The organism is Coprococcus sp. AF51-11b1, assembly GCF_027682785.1.
GTDB classification, from domain to species: domain Bacteria; phylum Bacillota; class Clostridia; order Lachnospirales; family Lachnospiraceae; genus Allocoprococcus; species Allocoprococcus comes.
Map to the genome: position 1 here is coordinate 167,101 of NZ_JAQCZB010000003.1, position 15,547 is coordinate 182,647.

At 42.8% G+C, this 15,547-nt stretch carries 15 protein-coding genes; 3 read left to right on the forward strand and 12 right to left on the reverse strand.

Annotation, left to right across the window (positions count from 1 at the left end; genetic code table 11):
* Positions 1–31 precede the first annotated feature (31 nt).
* The 8 genes from PGY05_RS04910 to PGY05_RS04945 all read right to left on the reverse strand — a co-directional run bounded on the left by PGY05_RS04910 (position 32) and on the right by PGY05_RS04945 (position 8,662).
* Positions 32–448, reverse strand: a complete 417-nt coding sequence (locus PGY05_RS04910) for a hypothetical protein (RefSeq protein WP_020436703.1) — start codon at positions 446–448, stop codon at positions 32–34.
* 62 nt (positions 449–510) lie between these two features.
* Positions 511–1,293 carry a class B sortase gene (gene srtB / locus PGY05_RS04915; RefSeq protein WP_270475429.1) on the reverse strand — a complete coding sequence of 261 codons (783 nt, stop codon included), beginning with the start codon at positions 1,291–1,293 and terminating at the stop codon, positions 511–513.
* Positions 1,290–2,510 (reverse strand): CHC2 zinc finger domain-containing protein, encoded by a 1,221-nt coding sequence (locus tag PGY05_RS04920; protein ID WP_270475430.1) that lies wholly within the window; start codon positions 2,508–2,510, stop codon positions 1,290–1,292. The genes srtB and PGY05_RS04920 overlap by 4 nt, the downstream gene beginning before the upstream one ends.
* 54 nt (positions 2,511–2,564) lie before the next feature.
* Positions 2,565–3,512: a hypothetical protein gene (locus tag PGY05_RS04925; RefSeq protein ID WP_117823361.1), complete on the reverse strand. Its 948-nt coding sequence runs from the start codon at positions 3,510–3,512 to the stop codon at positions 2,565–2,567.
* An 83-nt stretch (positions 3,513–3,595) separates the two neighbouring features.
* Positions 3,596–5,833 (reverse strand): SF1B family DNA helicase RecD2, encoded by a 2,238-nt coding sequence (gene recD2 / locus PGY05_RS04930; protein WP_270475431.1) that lies wholly within the window; start codon positions 5,831–5,833, stop codon positions 3,596–3,598.
* Between the two features lie 51 nt (positions 5,834–5,884).
* Positions 5,885–6,943 (reverse strand): YqaJ viral recombinase family nuclease, encoded by a 1,059-nt coding sequence (locus PGY05_RS04935; protein WP_117524457.1) that lies wholly within the window; start codon positions 6,941–6,943, stop codon positions 5,885–5,887.
* Complete coding sequence (locus PGY05_RS04940) at positions 6,937–8,076, reverse strand: hypothetical protein (RefSeq protein WP_005333353.1); 1,140 nt, start codon at positions 8,074–8,076, stop codon at positions 6,937–6,939. Before PGY05_RS04940 ends, PGY05_RS04935 begins: the two co-directional genes overlap by 7 nt.
* 397 nt (positions 8,077–8,473) lie before the next feature.
* Positions 8,474–8,662, reverse strand: a complete 189-nt coding sequence (locus PGY05_RS04945) for a 2-ketoisovalerate ferredoxin oxidoreductase (protein WP_442872494.1) — start codon at positions 8,660–8,662, stop codon at positions 8,474–8,476.
* 192 nt (positions 8,663–8,854) lie between these two features.
* Here PGY05_RS04945 and PGY05_RS04950 point away from each other — a divergent pair, with 192 nt between their 5' ends.
* From PGY05_RS04950 to PGY05_RS04960, 3 genes are all read left to right on the forward strand, one after another.
* Positions 8,855–9,172: a helix-turn-helix domain-containing protein gene (locus PGY05_RS04950; RefSeq protein ID WP_005333350.1), complete on the forward strand. Its 318-nt coding sequence runs from the start codon at positions 8,855–8,857 to the stop codon at positions 9,170–9,172.
* A gap of 381 nt (positions 9,173–9,553) precedes the next feature.
* Positions 9,554–9,748 (forward strand): DUF3173 domain-containing protein, encoded by a 195-nt coding sequence (locus PGY05_RS04955; RefSeq protein WP_117823367.1) that lies wholly within the window; start codon positions 9,554–9,556, stop codon positions 9,746–9,748.
* Positions 9,749–9,782: 34 nt separating this feature from the next.
* Positions 9,783–10,964: a site-specific integrase gene (locus PGY05_RS04960; RefSeq protein ID WP_005333347.1), complete on the forward strand. Its 1,182-nt coding sequence runs from the start codon at positions 9,783–9,785 to the stop codon at positions 10,962–10,964.
* Positions 10,965–11,271: 307 nt separating this feature from the next.
* On the opposite strand, the gene PGY05_RS04965 is transcribed toward PGY05_RS04960, so the two are convergent.
* The 4 genes from PGY05_RS04965 to PGY05_RS04980 form a co-directional block, all read right to left on the reverse strand.
* Positions 11,272–11,769 (reverse strand): nucleotidyltransferase domain-containing protein, encoded by a 498-nt coding sequence (locus PGY05_RS04965; RefSeq protein ID WP_009247521.1) that lies wholly within the window; start codon positions 11,767–11,769, stop codon positions 11,272–11,274.
* Positions 11,770–11,853: 84 nt separating this feature from the next.
* Positions 11,854–13,398 (reverse strand): ATP-binding cassette domain-containing protein, encoded by a 1,545-nt coding sequence (locus tag PGY05_RS04970; RefSeq protein WP_009247522.1) that lies wholly within the window; start codon positions 13,396–13,398, stop codon positions 11,854–11,856.
* A 453-nt stretch (positions 13,399–13,851) separates the two neighbouring features.
* A complete protein-coding gene (locus tag PGY05_RS04975) occupies positions 13,852–14,229 on the reverse strand; it encodes a TnpV protein (RefSeq protein WP_009247523.1) in 378 nt (125 codons plus the stop codon).
* A 26-nt stretch (positions 14,230–14,255) separates the two neighbouring features.
* Positions 14,256–15,395, reverse strand: coding sequence for a plasmid recombination protein (locus tag PGY05_RS04980; RefSeq protein ID WP_019190307.1), 1,140 nt, complete (start codon positions 15,393–15,395; stop codon positions 14,256–14,258).
* Between the last annotated feature and the right edge of the window lie 152 nt (positions 15,396–15,547).

Consider the following 15,547-nt stretch of genomic DNA (forward strand, 5'->3'; position numbering starts at 1 on the left):
AGTTTTTTCGTTCCTTTGTTATGCCATTGTTCTACGCCGGAATCTTTTCTGCCATCTCCGGCAGGCACTTCTCAAATAATTCCCGATATCTTCGATACCCTTCATCCCGGAGTGGACCTTGCAGTGATGTCAGAGACCAAAGGAGAAGCTCTTCCTCTTCCACAGCATACGGAGAGGTATAGACAAATTTTTTCCCGTCAAAATGCGGTTTTGATAACTTCAGTATTTCCGTAATCTCTCCTTTTGTTTCCGCCTGCATAATCATTTCCACTTTCTTCCGATGGAACTCGCAGACGATGCTCTCCAGAAATCCCTGCTTCAGATAAAATTCCGCCCTTCTATAAAGTTTTACAAGAGCCTCCACTCTTTCATCAAATAACTTGTCCTTTTCACTGACTATCATCTGTGCCAGTGCGTTTGCATGTTCCATAACCAATGCTGTTCCCATTACATTTCCTCCCATAATAAAAGCTGGCATAAGAAATTTCTTCTCACACCAGCACGATTCTTTTATTCCTCTGTGATGATCTCACTGCTTAATTTTCCATGTACCAGATAGCGATAATTCCGTCTGGAATTGACACAGGTAGACAGCGTAACTATCCGATCCGTTACCGACAGCTCGGTGCCGGTATCATAATGCCCATAAGAGGACACCGTATCCAGAAACGTCTGAAAATCTTCCGCTTCCGGGAAATGATACCTATATCCCTCACTCCCGGTTCTTCCCGCATAGCAGGAAAAGATTTGATACTTGAGGATCTTTCCCGGCAAATAGAGATAAAACTCCGGATGTTGTTCAAATAGCTCTTGGTCTTGGTACTTATCCAGAGTTCCGAACATGCTCCCGTTTTTCATATTATGCCCGTACACAATCGTATTCTGATCCGTAAAGTCCGGCTGATTATGACAGTCCACAAAGATACTCCCATTGATATTGGATTCTCCTGAAAAAAGGTGATGGAGATAATATGCATTATCTTTCCCCTGTACCACCGGATAACTAATGTCCAGTGCCGGAATCTGAATCCACGCTATGACATCTGGATTAACCGCTTTTAAACCTGCAAAGTCAATTTCCAGATACCTGCTCTGAGGTTCCTCCTTCTCTTTCTCAGGCTCCGGTGATTCTTCTTCCTCTGGTTTCTGAACATATTCCTGCAGTTTCTCGTAACTTACGTCCCCTTTCTGATACTTCAGATAAGCACCAAAGAGTTTTCCTGCCGCTGCGAGAAAAACAAACAACAGGCAGATAATGAGTCCTGCAAGCACCGTATTTCCTTTTTTTCTCATGATTGTTCTCCTTTCGGAAGAGCCGAAGTCTGTGCTCCGGCTCCTTCCTTCTGTTTGATGGCAACTAAATAGTCATCAATCCCCTTGAGTTTCCCGTTCCACTCCCCGTTCTCGTCCATATCCCAGACCATCCGGTTCATCGGCAGGGAAAGCTCCCGGCAGATTTCATAGACCTTATTGCAGCCGTTCTGGATAATCCTCCGCTTCTCCGCCTTATGCCGGCAGATAACAGGAGAACGCTCAAAACAGACCGCACACTTACTGTCATGGTGATTACAGGTTACTTTCATCTTCTTATCCATGTCATACGCCTCCAAAAGCTGTTTCATCCCATATCCTTTCATCCGCTCCAGCACCGGTTTCAGATTCCGGTACTGGTTCACTCCGGCAACGCACACAAAGGTAGCGCCGGACAGATAATGGGCTATGGTCCCTTTTAAGGCTCCTTCGGTCAGATAGACACGTTCTGCAGCAAGATCACCGATCACATGTACCGGACTTCCGGAGGAAACTCCCTGGTCATAATTGACACTGGACAGCCAGATATACTTTTTCGTGTCGGTCACATGATCTACCCGGATCTGAAAGCCCTGGATGAACCCGTCCAAAGAAACTATGGGAATCAGGATTCCTGAGTTTTCTGCTTTGAAATTTATCGTCCAGTTTCCGTCTGTATCCCGGTAGAATCCCGGCACGCCTTTCACCATATATCCTTCTTCTTCCAGCCTTTTGACCAGCTTCTTCATTCCAAACAGCGGGACACTCCGGTAACGCTGTGCTTCGATCTGTTCCGGTTTTAATCCCCGTCTTTGCAGATCCTCCTGATGCTTCCTGTTAAGCGTGAGCATGGACAGCATTCTCTGATACGTCCGGTGGATTTCCTCTATGGGTGCAAGCTCTGCCGTTGCCTTTTCTTCCTGTACCGGCGTTGCTTTGATATAATCCGTCCGGTATTCTCCTTTTCCTAATGCTTCCCGGATCTGCTTATTTGCTTCGGAGAGTGTAACATTGTGCAAATCCGCATAAAGCTTCAGCATCCCCCCGGACGCATCACAGCGGTTGCACCGGAATACATTCTTTTCCACATTGATATTCAGTTTCCCATGTGTTTCTCCACAGAACGGACAGTCGTAATAGTTTCCCCGCCGCTTTCTGAGATGCAGCACCTGCACCACATCCAGTATTCCATAATCAAACCCAGACATATCATAATACATCCCGGTATGTTCCTCCTTTCCCACGCAGAAAAAAGCTCTCTACGGGGTTCTTCCTTAACCAGCCATCGGCATTGCTTTTTGTAAAATTACCTTTGCTGCCGCCGGAACCAGATTGTTCGGTCCGGAATATTGCTCGGCAAACCACTGGATCGTTGACGGGCTTTCAACTGCCACCTGTCCCATGGTCTTTCCGCCGTATTTTCCCTTTCCCGGAATCACAGTCTCAACTGCCATTTCATAGTTCATGCGTTTCATCAGTTCTTCTACTGGAAGGGACGTATCCAGATTCTGTAATGCTCCCTGCAGCATCTGTCCGGTCTTTGGCGGCGTAGGGGTAGCCGGAGCAGAACCGTAGCCAGGCATTTGTCCACTGCCATGGTAAATGGTGCTTCCCGCCGCCTGTGCCTGCTGATAGAACTGATTCATCATCTGCTGACCTGCATATTCCGACTGACCTGGCATTTCTCCATAATTTGGCATAGCGGCATTTGCCATGGCACCCGAATCCGGCATGGCTACATTTGCCATGGCATCTGAATCCGGCATCTGTGGATTCTGATATGGAATTCCGGCATCTACCTGTGCAGGATCATTTTCCTCTCCCACATCCGCAAACTGCACACCATATCCGGCATCCGATAATGCCCTTCCTACGGCTGCTGTTTCCGCCATTTCCAAAAATTTGTCTCCAAACTTCGGATCATCGCTCCGGAATTTCTGCGAAAAGGAATTGGCTACATAATTGTCTTCCTGATCACATTTATCCAGATAGATACGTGCTTCCACAACTGCCATATTCTCTGTGAAAGTGATAATCCGGCTGATGATCTTTCCTGCCGGATTGACCAGACGAAACCAGAGCTTCCGGTATTTCACATCCAGATAAAGCTGCTCCTCCTGCCCTTCTTCTCCAATCTTTCTTGCCAGTTCCATCGGATGGAAGCCATCCACACGGTTTAAAGCGGCAACTGCCTCTGATTTCTTATACAATAATTCTTTCATTCTCTGCTCCTTTCATTTAGAAAAGCAGACGTTCCCCTATATAAGAGTAATAGTCCGCTTATTTCAAAAGTTGAAAAATATTTTTAAACAACAAGTTTTAACTGCTCCATTTCCGGTTTCTGTTCACTCTGATACTGATCGTAATATTGTACGATCCGCTCACTCAGAATGGTGTTCCTTGTCCCGCTGTCGTCCGTGTGGATTGCCTGACAGACTGCAGCCCATTCCCCTACCAGATAAACCTTGCTTTTCGCTCTGGTCACTCCGGTATAGAGAATATTGCGCTTCAGCATCATGTAAAAGGCTTTCACCCAAGGGATGATGACAACCGGACATTCGGAACCCTGTGCCTTATGGATGGTTATTGCGTTTGCATGTTCGATCATTTCCATCTGGTCAGCTTCATATTGCACCTGCCGCCCGTCCGGGAATCCGATCACTGCCCTGGCATTTCCATCCTCATCCGTGATACAGTCCAGTATCCTGCCCATATCGCCGTTACTCGCCATCTCGGTATTTTTATTCTGTAAAATCTTATCGCCAACCCGGAACACCTGACTGCCGATATGCAGTTCCTTCTTCCCTGCGATCGGCGGATTTACAAAATCTTCCAGAGATTTGTTCAATTCATCCACTCCGGCAGCACTGCGTTTCCGATACGGAGTCAGGATCTGTACCTGATCCATGCCGTTTTTTGCAATCTCGTCCAGATAAATCCTCCGGACAATCTCTGCCGCTTCATCTGCTCCTTTACAGGCAATGAACTGAAAATCCTCCCCAAAGCTCAGATTAGTCTTGTTCTCCTGCATCAGTTTTGCATTATAAGGTATGCTGCTCAAAGCGCCCTGCCGGTAAACCAAATCCAGTACCGTGACCGGAATCAGCCCGCAGGCAATCAGTTGCCGGAACACATCCCCGGCTCCTACGGATGGGAGCTGGTTCTTATCCCCGACTAAAAGGACTCTGGCATGTCTGCTAACCCGCCGGAAAAATTCATAGGCAAGATGCATGTCCACCATGGACACCTCATCTACATTTAGAAATCCGGCAGACAGGTACTCAAAATCCGGTTCAAAATCCGTATCATCTCCCAAAAGCCCCAGGGCCAGATGCATCGTGGATGCATTTTCACAGCCGGTACTCTCCACCATACGTCTTGCCGCACGTCCGGTCGGAGCCATAAGCTGTACCTCTGACCTGCATAACGCCTGATGGATATAGAGAATCACCTTGAGAACCGTTGTCTTTCCGGTTCCGGGACCTCCGGTAATAATACTGATGGGATGTGCAAACACCATTCGCACTGCCTGTTTCTGTGTTTCTGACAGCGTGATCCCCAGTGTCTTCTGTGCCTTTTCCAGCTCCGGTTCAATGGACAGCAAAACCGGCTTCTCCAAAAGCCGTCTGGCTATCATGGAAGCGGTCTGTGTTTCTTCTTCATACTGCCGGATAGAATAGATCCGTTCTTCCTCCACAACAATGCTTTTTTGCAGCACCAGCCGGTAAAGCACCTGACTGACATCCTGCTCCGATACTGCCATGACCTGCAGATCCCGGTTCAGCATTTCCAGTGCTTCCCTGATAACCTCCTGACGCTGCTTAAACAGATGTCCTTCTTTCATTGCCTGATTCATGATATGTCCGATGCACCCGGATATCCGCATGGGATCATTGAGTGCACAGCAGCACTGTCTTCCGATCGCATCCACAGTCAGAAACCCGAAGCCTTTGACTGCACTCAGCATGTAAGGGCGGTGCCGGATAATATCCACCGATTCATTTCCGAATTTCTTCAGAATCATATTCACTTTTTTGGGTGTTACCTTAAAAGGCGCCAGAAACGTCATCAGTTCCCGGAACACCTGGTTTTTTCCATAGGACTCCACAATAGCAGCCAGCTTCTTCTCGGAAATTCCACGGATCTTCAAGAGTTCCTGCGGGTTGTTTTCCATGATTTCCAGTGTCTGAAGCCCAAACTTCCGAAAAATAGTATCTGCCATCTTGGGACCGATACCTTTGACTGCACCGGAAGAAAGGTATCCTAAGATACCCTCCTTTGTCCGTGGTACAACCTCCATGAAATTTTCCACCTGATACTGAGTTCCATGCTCTCCGCTCTCCCATCTGCCTTCCATCTCAAGCTCAATCTCGTCTGTAAGCGGAAGACCGAATCCAATCGCTGAGAAGCCGATGATATTCCGGGATGCCAGATATTTGTCTCTGGCTGACAGGGGGACAGACGTATCCTGTGTGGTGAATATGGCAATCGTATACCCATTCTCCTCATTCTGGAAAATCTTATGTTTAAATCTGCACCTCATTGTTTATATCCCTCCAGCTTTTTATCCGCATCCGTTCATTTGGTTTTCTCATTACGCCGCCTCCTTCTTAATTCGGAAAGTACGGCTCTCCGTTGTTTTTGTATATTCCTCATAGATATCCGGATGCTGGTTTTTCAGCTTCTCCATCTGGTCTTTCCCAACCGAAGTACGTCTGGTCGGATTATAGGTAATACGGTAACGGTTCGTACCGTCCTCCAGCACTGCCTTGCAGCCCTGCCCCAGCTGTTCCACAAAAGGAACACTGATTGCCCGCTGTTCTGCTTCGATTTCCTTTTTCCGTTTTTCCAACTGTGACTTTTCCTCCGAAAGGGTAAGATACTTCTCAAGATTTTTTGATTCCAGACCGGAAAGCACAATTTCTGGAATAGATTTGTCTGCAAAACCACCATAATTACGGATATTTGCCAGAACCAGATCGGAATTCCCGTTATGCGGCGGTACTACATTTTTCAATACATGTTCCTGCCAGAAATACGTTTCCTGATCAATGATGTCTTCTTCCTCAATCAGATCACGCTCAATGGTGCGATACACAAACTCATTCTCGTTATTTCCATACAGGCATGCGATAAAGGCTTTCTGCATATTCATCACAGACAGATAATGCCTTACCTGCAGCACATAATGAGCTGGAATACCCTCATCAGCCCACTTATCTTTCGCATTATAATTGCAGGTTTTACATTCCAGAATCGCAAATTTCCCATCCGGCATACGAACAAAAAAATCCACATCTGCAAGCATGAACGGATATAATGGATGCCGGAACATGACACGTACCGGAAATACTTCCAGTCCGGTCTTTTTGGAAAAGATTTCTGCCACCAGATCTTCCAGCCGGTGTCCGACTTCCTTGGCAACCCAGTTGCTTTCCTCTTCCTCCTGAATGACCGGCTGCACACCTGTTTTGTTGTAAAACAGATCCCGGATAGTGGCAAATGGAGAGATCCCCATGATTGCCGCTACATCACTGCCGCCGATTCCTTTTTTGCGGTATTCCAACCAGTCTTCTCTTGACAGGTTACTGATATCCACAACCTTTTCCGGTGTATACTCTGCTTTGTTATTCATTCCAATTCCTCCTAACATTTGACTGCTCCATAAACATCATATTTTTTCCAGTCTTTTATAAGCGCCTTCGTAATATCCTCCTCCAGCTTCAGGATGCCCTGTCCGGACATTCCTTCACAGGCTGCAAAAAAGGAGGCTTCATTCATGGCATAATAAAGATCATGTGCCGTACAGGCACCTTCCCCGTTCTGGGATACAAATAGCTCCACCACCTCATTCCGGATCTTCTGTTTAATGCCAAGTTCCTTCATCAGCAGCTTCAGGCAGTTCACCGGATTACGGATCTCAATGTCCATAAGCTGAGTAAGATTCTTCATCGCATCCACATAGCGGGCGCATACCTGCTCCAGATTTTTCCGGAAGTCCAGAATCGTTGCCCCTTTATCGTGAGCCAGCTTGATTGGACTTCCCAGACTGATAACGCCGTTTGGTCCGTCTGTCAAAAGCATCGGATACAGATTTGCACCGCTCGCTGCCACGTCAGATGTGGTAAAACGAAGTGCCGGTGACAGGATCTTCTCATCCATTCCGTGTGCATCCAGTGCTTTTCGGTAAGTATCCAGAAGTTCCTGACTTCCTCCGAGCTTCCACATGGCAGATACAATGGAATGGTCATAGATACCAGAGCCCTCCATGTAAACACTGCCTTTGAAATTCAGATTCAGATATTCGCAAGTTGTCTCAAACATGGCTTTCATATCAAGGATGCAATAATCATGTTTATCCCCGCCATGTACTGCGGAAACCTTTCCGTCCGCAATCTTAATCAGGGCATCCCCTTTTGCAACCCGCAGGCAGTAATTGACTACCTTCGCATATGTTGCCTTATCCAGCTTGCGAAGCCCGTCTCCATTGACACCTGCGCGGCTTAAAATGGTGCGGATGGCACAGTCACGTACCGGATAGGATTCTCCTCTCATTTTCAGTACAAGCTGCGTATTCTTCTCTGTATCCTCCAAAATTTCTTCCATGGATGCATCTGCCGCATCCAGATTTTGAGCCTCCTTTTCCAGTGGTGCCAGCCGTAACGTATTCGTTGGCTTTCTGATCCATTTGGCATTTCTCCCTCTCTCTGCCAGAAACTCCAGCAGATCTTTTACTTCTGCAAAGGATCTCTCAAATCCATCTGCATACACTCTTGCTTCATTCATGTTCTTATCCACCTTTCTTAAAATAATATTTATCCATCAACAGCCGAAGCTGGTTGTGGCATGCAACTATGCCGAAACCTAAATGTAAGCACAAAAAAAGAATGAAAAGAGAGTCTTTTCTCTGTTCATTCTTAAAAGTCTGGTTTCTTCCTGAAAAAACAAAAGTGCCACGCAGCCAAAAAAGGCATACCGTGACACTCACTACAAACATAAACAACTTATGCCAGGAATCAGCTCCTGCTGTTTCCTGTAAGTTTGGAGATTCTTATGAATCCCGAAACTCCCCAAAAAGGGTGTGCATAAAATAAACTATATCAGTATACTAGCACAAGATATTCCTCATGTCAATTCAGGCTTATACTATATATGGTGTTTATATTTGTTCAAAATACTACATCTATTTTTCTACTACGAATTCAATCTTCTCTTTCAGATACTCCCGGCAGCCAAACCGAACCGCTCCACACTGCTTTGACTCCTCTTTCGCCTTTTCATTACAGGACTCCAAGTAGGGACAATCGTTACATTGATTCCGCAGTGCTTCCTTTGCCCATTCAATTTCCTGCTCATTTCCTATAATCCGCACAGACATCCACTTCCTTTGCTATCATCATACCCCAAAATCCATTTTCTATCATCCATAATTTCTTTTTTTGTATTATTTTAGTAAATTACTGTTATATTACGGAATAATCACTATATTTCAAATATATCTCTATTCTATTCCGTAATTTGCTGTAAGTAAATAGTTTAAAATGTGGAAGAGAGGTGTAAATGTATGGATAAAAACTTTATTGGAGAACGCATCAGCGAACTGCGTTTAAAGAAAAATGTATCTGAATATCAGATGAGTCTGGATCTTGGCAAAAATAAAAGCTACATCCAGTCCCTCACTTCCGGACGTTCTCTGCCTACCATGCAGAGCTTTCTGGATATCTGTGACTATCTGGAAGTCACTCCTCAACAGTTCTTCGATTCAGAGCTGCACAATCTTCCTCTGATTGACAAAGCAACTGATCTGATGAAACAACTCGATGACGAGGATATGCTTGCGCTCATTTCCATGCTGAATCGTCTGGCTCTAAAACGCAAATAGATTTCCGTGGCTGCCAAATCAAGGCAGCTTTTATTTTTATCATTTTTTCTTAAAATTTTTCAATCTTAAAGGAAAAGCCCCTATTACTCAATTGAATGGGTAATATATCCATTCGCCGTACCTTGAAAACAAAAGAAATCTTTCAGGAGATTGATATAGGTGACTGCAGATAGTTTGCATCTTCGCACGCCTGCAGCTTAATAGTTACAAAGTAACACCGTTTTACGTGGCCGGAGCGGGCATAGGAACTGGCTTCTGAAAGAATAACATAGACTTTTGGGATTTTAGCTTATAGCGCTTTTATTAGAGAACTTTTACTCAAAATTTGATATAATAATAGACAGGTATCAAGTTGATTCCCTGTCTGTGGAAAGGAGATTCATGATAACTGTAACAAAAAGGGATTTGATTGAATTAGGCTACGGTCCTTCCTTTGCTGCTGATATCATTAAAAAAGCAAAGGAACTCATGGTAGAAAAGGGGCATACCTATTATCAATCCAGAAAATTAGACAGGGTTCCAAAAGAAGCCGTTGAAGAATTATTAGGGATTACTTTGCCCGATAATCAAGAATGATCGTGCTTTTTGCATTTTAGTAAGGAGTGAAATCATGGCAAAAGATCCAATTAAAAAAGCGGAAAACGGCACTTATTATTTCCGAGCCAACCTCGGATATCATCCTGTAACCGGAAAACAGATTCAAAAATACCGCAGCGGATTCTCAACAAAAAAAGAAGCCCGTGCCGAGTATTCCAAATTGATTCTTGCATCGACGGAAGAATTAGCTGATAAGAAGGAAGACATTACCTTCAAAAAGTTTATTGAAGAAATCTATCTTCCGTGGTACAAAACTCAGGTGAAAGAAAGTACCTACAAGAATCGTTACTCGACCATTCAAAAACACTTTGCCTATTTCTACAAGAAGAAAGTGTCTGAAATAGAAGCGATAAATGTACAGACCTGGCAGCTCAAGTTGGCAAAACAATTCAGTCCAAACTATGTACGCATTGTTCAGGGAATGTTATGTTTAGCTTTTGACCGGGCGATTATCCTCGGACTTGCAAAGAAGAATCCTGCCCGCATGATCGGCAATATCAAATCTAAAAAAGTAAAGATCGACTTCTGGACTTTGGAGGAATTTCAGAAGGTAATATCCCTGCTGTACAAAGGTGACTACTACGAGCACTATCTCTTCATCTCGTTCTGGCTTTTATTTATGACTGGAATGCGTATTGGAGAGGCTGCCGCCTTACAGTGGGATGATATTGATTTTGAAACAGGTATGCTGATTATTAGTAAAACACTGTACTATAAAACAATGAATGACTACAAATTCGTTGAACCTAAGACGCAGGCAAGCAACCGTACCATTTATATTGATGCTGATACCATCAAGGAATTACAAGAATGGAAGGCGGTCCAGGCAAAGGTTTTACCAAATTGTGGATTCGTCCTGAGTTATAACAGTACACCCACCAGCAAAACAACGCTTCCAAGAGCATTAGAGAAATTGGCAAATTTAGCTGGTGTCCACAGAATCAAAATTCATGCCCTGAGACATTCGCATGCTTCCCTGCTTATCAGCATGGGCGAAAATCCACTGCTGATTAAAGAGCGTCTTGGACATGAAAAAATACAGACGACACTAGGAACTTATGGTCATCTGTATCCAAACACCAATATTGAGATTGCAAAGAAGCTGACCGGGGTTCTCAGCTACCAGTCAGCTTCTCAAAGTATTGCTAATTATACCAGTAATCAGCATACTGCAATGTATCACAAAGAAATATAAAAATGCAATGATAATGCAATTTCAAACACCCAAAGCCGCAAAGCCCCGTGGTTACGGGCTTTGTAGCCCAGCGTCAACTATTCAAACTCTACAAAGACTAACGCTTTTTGTTTAGGAATTATTCTCTGTAATGTTTCTCGTTCTTTTGATTATTTGATATATCCATATTATCCTGCCTATACGAGCTAATGTTATCATTTTGTTATCGGCATTGATAACACCTACTCGATAACTGTGGATAATAACTATATGTAGCATGTCAAATTATAAGCTATTTTGCTTAGAGATTCAACACAAAACTGAAATTTTACTTTTCCTTATATTCATCTGGTATTGCTATTTGAAATGTTTCACACAACAGCATCACATCATGCACATCATTTTTATCGTGTTCATATCCCAAATGAAGCATTACCTGACTCAATGGTTCAATACAAGAAACAGTTATATCTCCAACTTTTCCAATACCGGAAAAAGTTTTTGATGGAAATATATCTCCCTCATAAACAATTCCGTCATCTGTAAATTCAAAACAATGTAAATCAATGATTCTTTGTTTATCATCTTTCCAGACAGTATGACCATCCGTTGTATAATCAGTATTTACTTCCTCAAATCCATGCTGCTTAATCACATAAATATAATCATGATAATGTTTCAGTTCAACAAACAAATCAATATCATTGTGTATTCTTGATTCTCTTTTAAGAAGTGCATCAACACCCCATCCGCCATCTAAATATACTTTAATTTCGTTTTGCAAAGCATATTTTATAATTTCACATGCATCTTCTGTACGTACCATAATCTATCCTCCAAATTCAAATCTTTGTATGCTTTCCAACTCACTAAAAGCCTGAAATTTGTCAGTCTTTCATCCTTTTTGTTATCAATCACCAATTAGCTGTAATCCATTAGGATTTAGCTGATATATTTTATCGCACACCTCTTCAATATACTTTCTATCGTGAGAAATGCTAATGACAGCCCCCGGAAATTCTCGGAGCATTTTTCTTATTACCGGACCGGACAATGGTGAAAAATTTCTTGTCGGTTCATCCAGAATAAGAACATTTGCACCACTTAAGCTCATCCTCAAGAGAAGCACTTTCGCCTTTTGTCCGCCTGATAACTCCCGAATCGGATGCTCCATTTCATCTGGTGTGTATTTAAGTGAACCAAGGTATGTTCTAATTCTTGTACGCTCTTCTTTATCTCCTGTTTTATCAAGGTAATCAACCGGTGTAACATCCAAATCCAGCAGGTCTTCATAAGTTTGAGGCATATATTCTGCTTTAATGTCATTCCGATTTAGGAGTTCTTCCGCTATCTTTTTTAGAAGAGTCGTTTTTCCTGCCCCGTTGGCTCCTATCATACAGATTTTTTCTGAACCTTTTATTTTTAAATGAATTCCTTCTGCTAAAATTCTTTTGCCATCCGGAGTCACAAGCTTTGAAAGTTCATATTCTATGACCGTTTTTCCTGCGGGAATGTGTGAGTTTTCATCCCCTAATTTGACAAAGATTGCTTCTTCCTGTTCCGGCATCTGAGTCATATTTTCATCTTCTTTTTCAAATCTTCGTTCCATTGCCTTAACCGTATGCATTTTGTCCTTTAAGTTTTTGGCAACAGACGGTGCTTGTCTGGTACAACTTCTTAATGCACCTTGTACACTCTGCATAACTCTTTGATATTTTTCATCGCGAATCTTTTTCTCCCTACGGTCACTCAGTGCCCGCTGTTTTTGGATTTCAAATTTATGAAGCCGTTCTTCCACATAGCGTCTATAGGGAAGCTTTGCCACGGTATATCTCGCCTTTGTTTTTCGTATAATCTGCTCGATATGTATCACCATGTTGGCAGTACGCTCTATCAGCGTTTCATCGTGTGAAATAAAAAGCACAATGTGCTTCCAGTCATTTATGATTTTTTCCAGTAATGTAAGCGTCGCAATGTCGATGTCATTGGAAGGTTCGTCCAACAACAGCACAGAAACATCGCGAATGAAAAGCCTCATAAGTTGTGTCTTGACTTTTTCGCCTCCTGAAAGACTACCCATTGTCTGGTTACTGTAGAAAAAATCATTTTTCATTCCAAATTTTCCCGCAATAACAGACAATTCTTTAGGCGTTTTCTCCCAGAATATTTCCTCTTCAGAAAAATATTCGTATATTGTTTTTTCCTTATCTTCATCGAGCATCTCCTGCGGAAGATAACCAAGACGTTCGTGTCCCATTATCCTTTCCCCATCTGCTTCTATATAGTTTTCTACAAGCGACGGATTGTATATCCACTTCATTAATGTCGATTTCCCATTTCCCTCTTCTCCAATAATAACTGCCTTATCTCCATCATTTAGCACAAGGTTGAAATCATTAAGAATTATTCTCAGGTCTTTTTTATGTGTTAAATTTAATTTTTTTATCTGCAACATTAAAGTTTCTCCTTTTCGAAGTCTGAGCCAATTATTATTTTGAACACACAAAAACGAGTCTTTTTTGCATACGCAAAAATAGACTCGCTAAATAGCCCCTTATTTCTTTTCCAAAAGGAAAACAAAGGAAATGCCTCTTGCGATAATCCAACTTAAGCGTACACAAAACAAACCTATTCTCTACAGGCTCAATAACTATATGTGTCTTACTTAAATCAAATTATCTATTAATCATTTCCTCACCTTACACAAAATGTGCCTTTCTTTCTTCTAATGGCAATACTATCATACTGTATTTTTTGTGTCAATACATTTCACCTTATGGAAGTGCAAATTAAAATTTTCACTTCCTAATTATACATCCAACCATTACGAAATTCAATCTTTCACAACCTCTTTACAACCACAACCACAGCACTCCAGCAAACGCAGGAGCACCATACCGTAAAACGCTTATGTGTAAATCAACTCCGTTCCTACAACTTCCCTCACACAAGCCTGAATATTATTCATTCTTCCAATCCATTCGTAGGGATTATCTTTCTTTAATTGTTCCGTCACATCTTGTCTGTCGGCATATTCCTTTACCAGTCGAAGAAACATATCCTCTGCTTGCTTATCGACTTCTGCAAGATAACTATGCAGCTTTCCGCTTGTCAGCAGGTTCATATATAACACTTTATAGTGTTCCTTTAAATGCCTTGCATGTCGTTTCCCCCATAAACCAATCGGCTCTATTTCTTCTTCGGCTGGTACTGTGATGTTCGGCAATAAATAATCACCCACCTGTCTATAAGTTCCGCCCATTTCTTCAAAAATTGTCTTTGTCATTTTCCTTTTCCTCCTGTGATTTTTGTCTATCGTGATCGTGTATTATCACGCTTGCGACCTTTAACTGTTCTTGCCTGCTCCAACAAATCATCTATCTGTTTGCGACCAAAAACCTTACGGAGCAGGCTGTAATCTTTATTTTCTGCTTTTAGGATTTTGTTTTCTTCGGTCAATCTTTCATTGACTTTCTCCAAACGCTGATTGGTGCGGTATAACTGTGCATTCGCTGTATTCAGCCTATGATAGTTGTCCCACCCCTCAAAGCAGCGGGCAAGCACCGTTTTGACAAGTTGCTTCAATTTCCTTACAACCGGCTCTGCCATTTTGGTTTTATATGCCTTTGCAGTCATAAATTTCTCTGGTTCTGGCAACTGATATTTCGGTGCAGTATCAAGCTCTATTTCAAGATTTGACAGCTCGTCTTTTGCCTTATCATAGTTCAATACTCGTTCCGACAACACATCAAATTCAATCTGTTTCTGCTCGATTTTCGCACCTAATGCCGCCACTTCTTTTTCTCTTTCCTGCTTTTTATAATCCAAAACAGAAAGATGTTTTTCGTGTGTGCCTAAATGTTCCCACTCAATCCCATAACGTTCCATCACCGCCGCAAGCTGTTCTTTTTCGGACTGTATCCATTGCGACCACTCCGTATCGCCACGACTGCCGCCCTTAAAACCTTGCGTTGCAAGAGCCTGCTTTAGTGACACTCTTGTATCAAGTCCACGCTTGCTGCCTGTGGTAAAAGGTACAAAATCTATGTGCAGATGTGGTGTAGCTTCATCCATATGCAGATGAGCCGAGAACACCCGAAGCTGTGGATTTCGCTCCTGAAAACCCTGATAGTATTCATCTAAAATCTGCTTTGCCAGTTCTCCGTTTTCCGTATCGGCGTTCATATTTCCCTTACCGCCCACCTGTAAAATGATTTCGTGGAACGGTTTTTCCTGCTTGGAACTTCGGATTTTTTCATAATAATCTTTTATCTTTCGGTCTGACCTTATCTGCTTGGCATTGTATCTTTCCAATGCTTCATCAAACAATTCGTGATAAACTGTCTTTATATTTTCATTGCAGTAGTCGATATTGAGATGAGTACGAGTTCCGTCTACATTTTCTGCTCGGAACTTTCGGCTATTGTGATTGACCGAGCCTTTACCGACCATTGCACTTATCGTTCTCTGCATTTTTTCATCTCCCATCTGTAAATTTCAACATTCTCAGGTTTTGTTACTTTTGTCAAAAGTAACGCAAAAGCACTTTTGACGGGTACACCCATCAAAAATGCGACCTGTAAACAGGTTTTGCGTTCTCCGAA

What these genes read in the sequence shown, in the direction of transcription:
- PGY05_RS04910 (WP_020436703.1), bottom strand. Translation starts at nt 448, where the DNA reads ATGGGAACAGCATTGGTTATGGAACATGCAAACGCACTGGCACAGATG.
- srtB (WP_270475429.1), bottom strand. Translation starts at nt 1,293, where the DNA reads ATGAGAAAAAAAGGAAATACGGTGCTTGCAGGACTCATTATCTGCCTG.
- PGY05_RS04920 (WP_270475430.1), bottom strand. Translation starts at nt 2,510, where the DNA reads ATGTATTATGATATGTCTGGGTTTGATTATGGAATACTGGATGTGGTG.
- PGY05_RS04925 (WP_117823361.1), bottom strand. Translation starts at nt 3,512, where the DNA reads ATGAAAGAATTATTGTATAAGAAATCAGAGGCAGTTGCCGCTTTAAAC.
- recD2 (WP_270475431.1), bottom strand. Translation starts at nt 5,833, where the DNA reads ATGAGGTGCAGATTTAAACATAAGATTTTCCAGAATGAGGAGAATGGG.
- PGY05_RS04935 (WP_117524457.1), bottom strand. Translation starts at nt 6,943, where the DNA reads ATGTTAGGAGGAATTGGAATGAATAACAAAGCAGAGTATACACCGGAA.
- PGY05_RS04940 (WP_005333353.1), bottom strand. Translation starts at nt 8,076, where the DNA reads ATGAATGAAGCAAGAGTGTATGCAGATGGATTTGAGAGATCCTTTGCA.
- PGY05_RS04950 (WP_005333350.1), top strand. Translation starts at nt 8,855, where the DNA reads ATGGATAAAAACTTTATTGGAGAACGCATCAGCGAACTGCGTTTAAAG.
- PGY05_RS04955 (WP_117823367.1), top strand. Translation starts at nt 9,554, where the DNA reads ATGATAACTGTAACAAAAAGGGATTTGATTGAATTAGGCTACGGTCCT.
- PGY05_RS04960 (WP_005333347.1), top strand. Translation starts at nt 9,783, where the DNA reads ATGGCAAAAGATCCAATTAAAAAAGCGGAAAACGGCACTTATTATTTC.
- PGY05_RS04965 (WP_009247521.1), bottom strand. Translation starts at nt 11,769, where the DNA reads ATGGTACGTACAGAAGATGCATGTGAAATTATAAAATATGCTTTGCAA.
- PGY05_RS04970 (WP_009247522.1), bottom strand. Translation starts at nt 13,398, where the DNA reads ATGTTGCAGATAAAAAAATTAAATTTAACACATAAAAAAGACCTGAGA.
- PGY05_RS04975 (WP_009247523.1), bottom strand. Translation starts at nt 14,229, where the DNA reads ATGACAAAGACAATTTTTGAAGAAATGGGCGGAACTTATAGACAGGTG.
- PGY05_RS04980 (WP_019190307.1), bottom strand. Translation starts at nt 15,395, where the DNA reads ATGGTCGGTAAAGGCTCGGTCAATCACAATAGCCGAAAGTTCCGAGCA.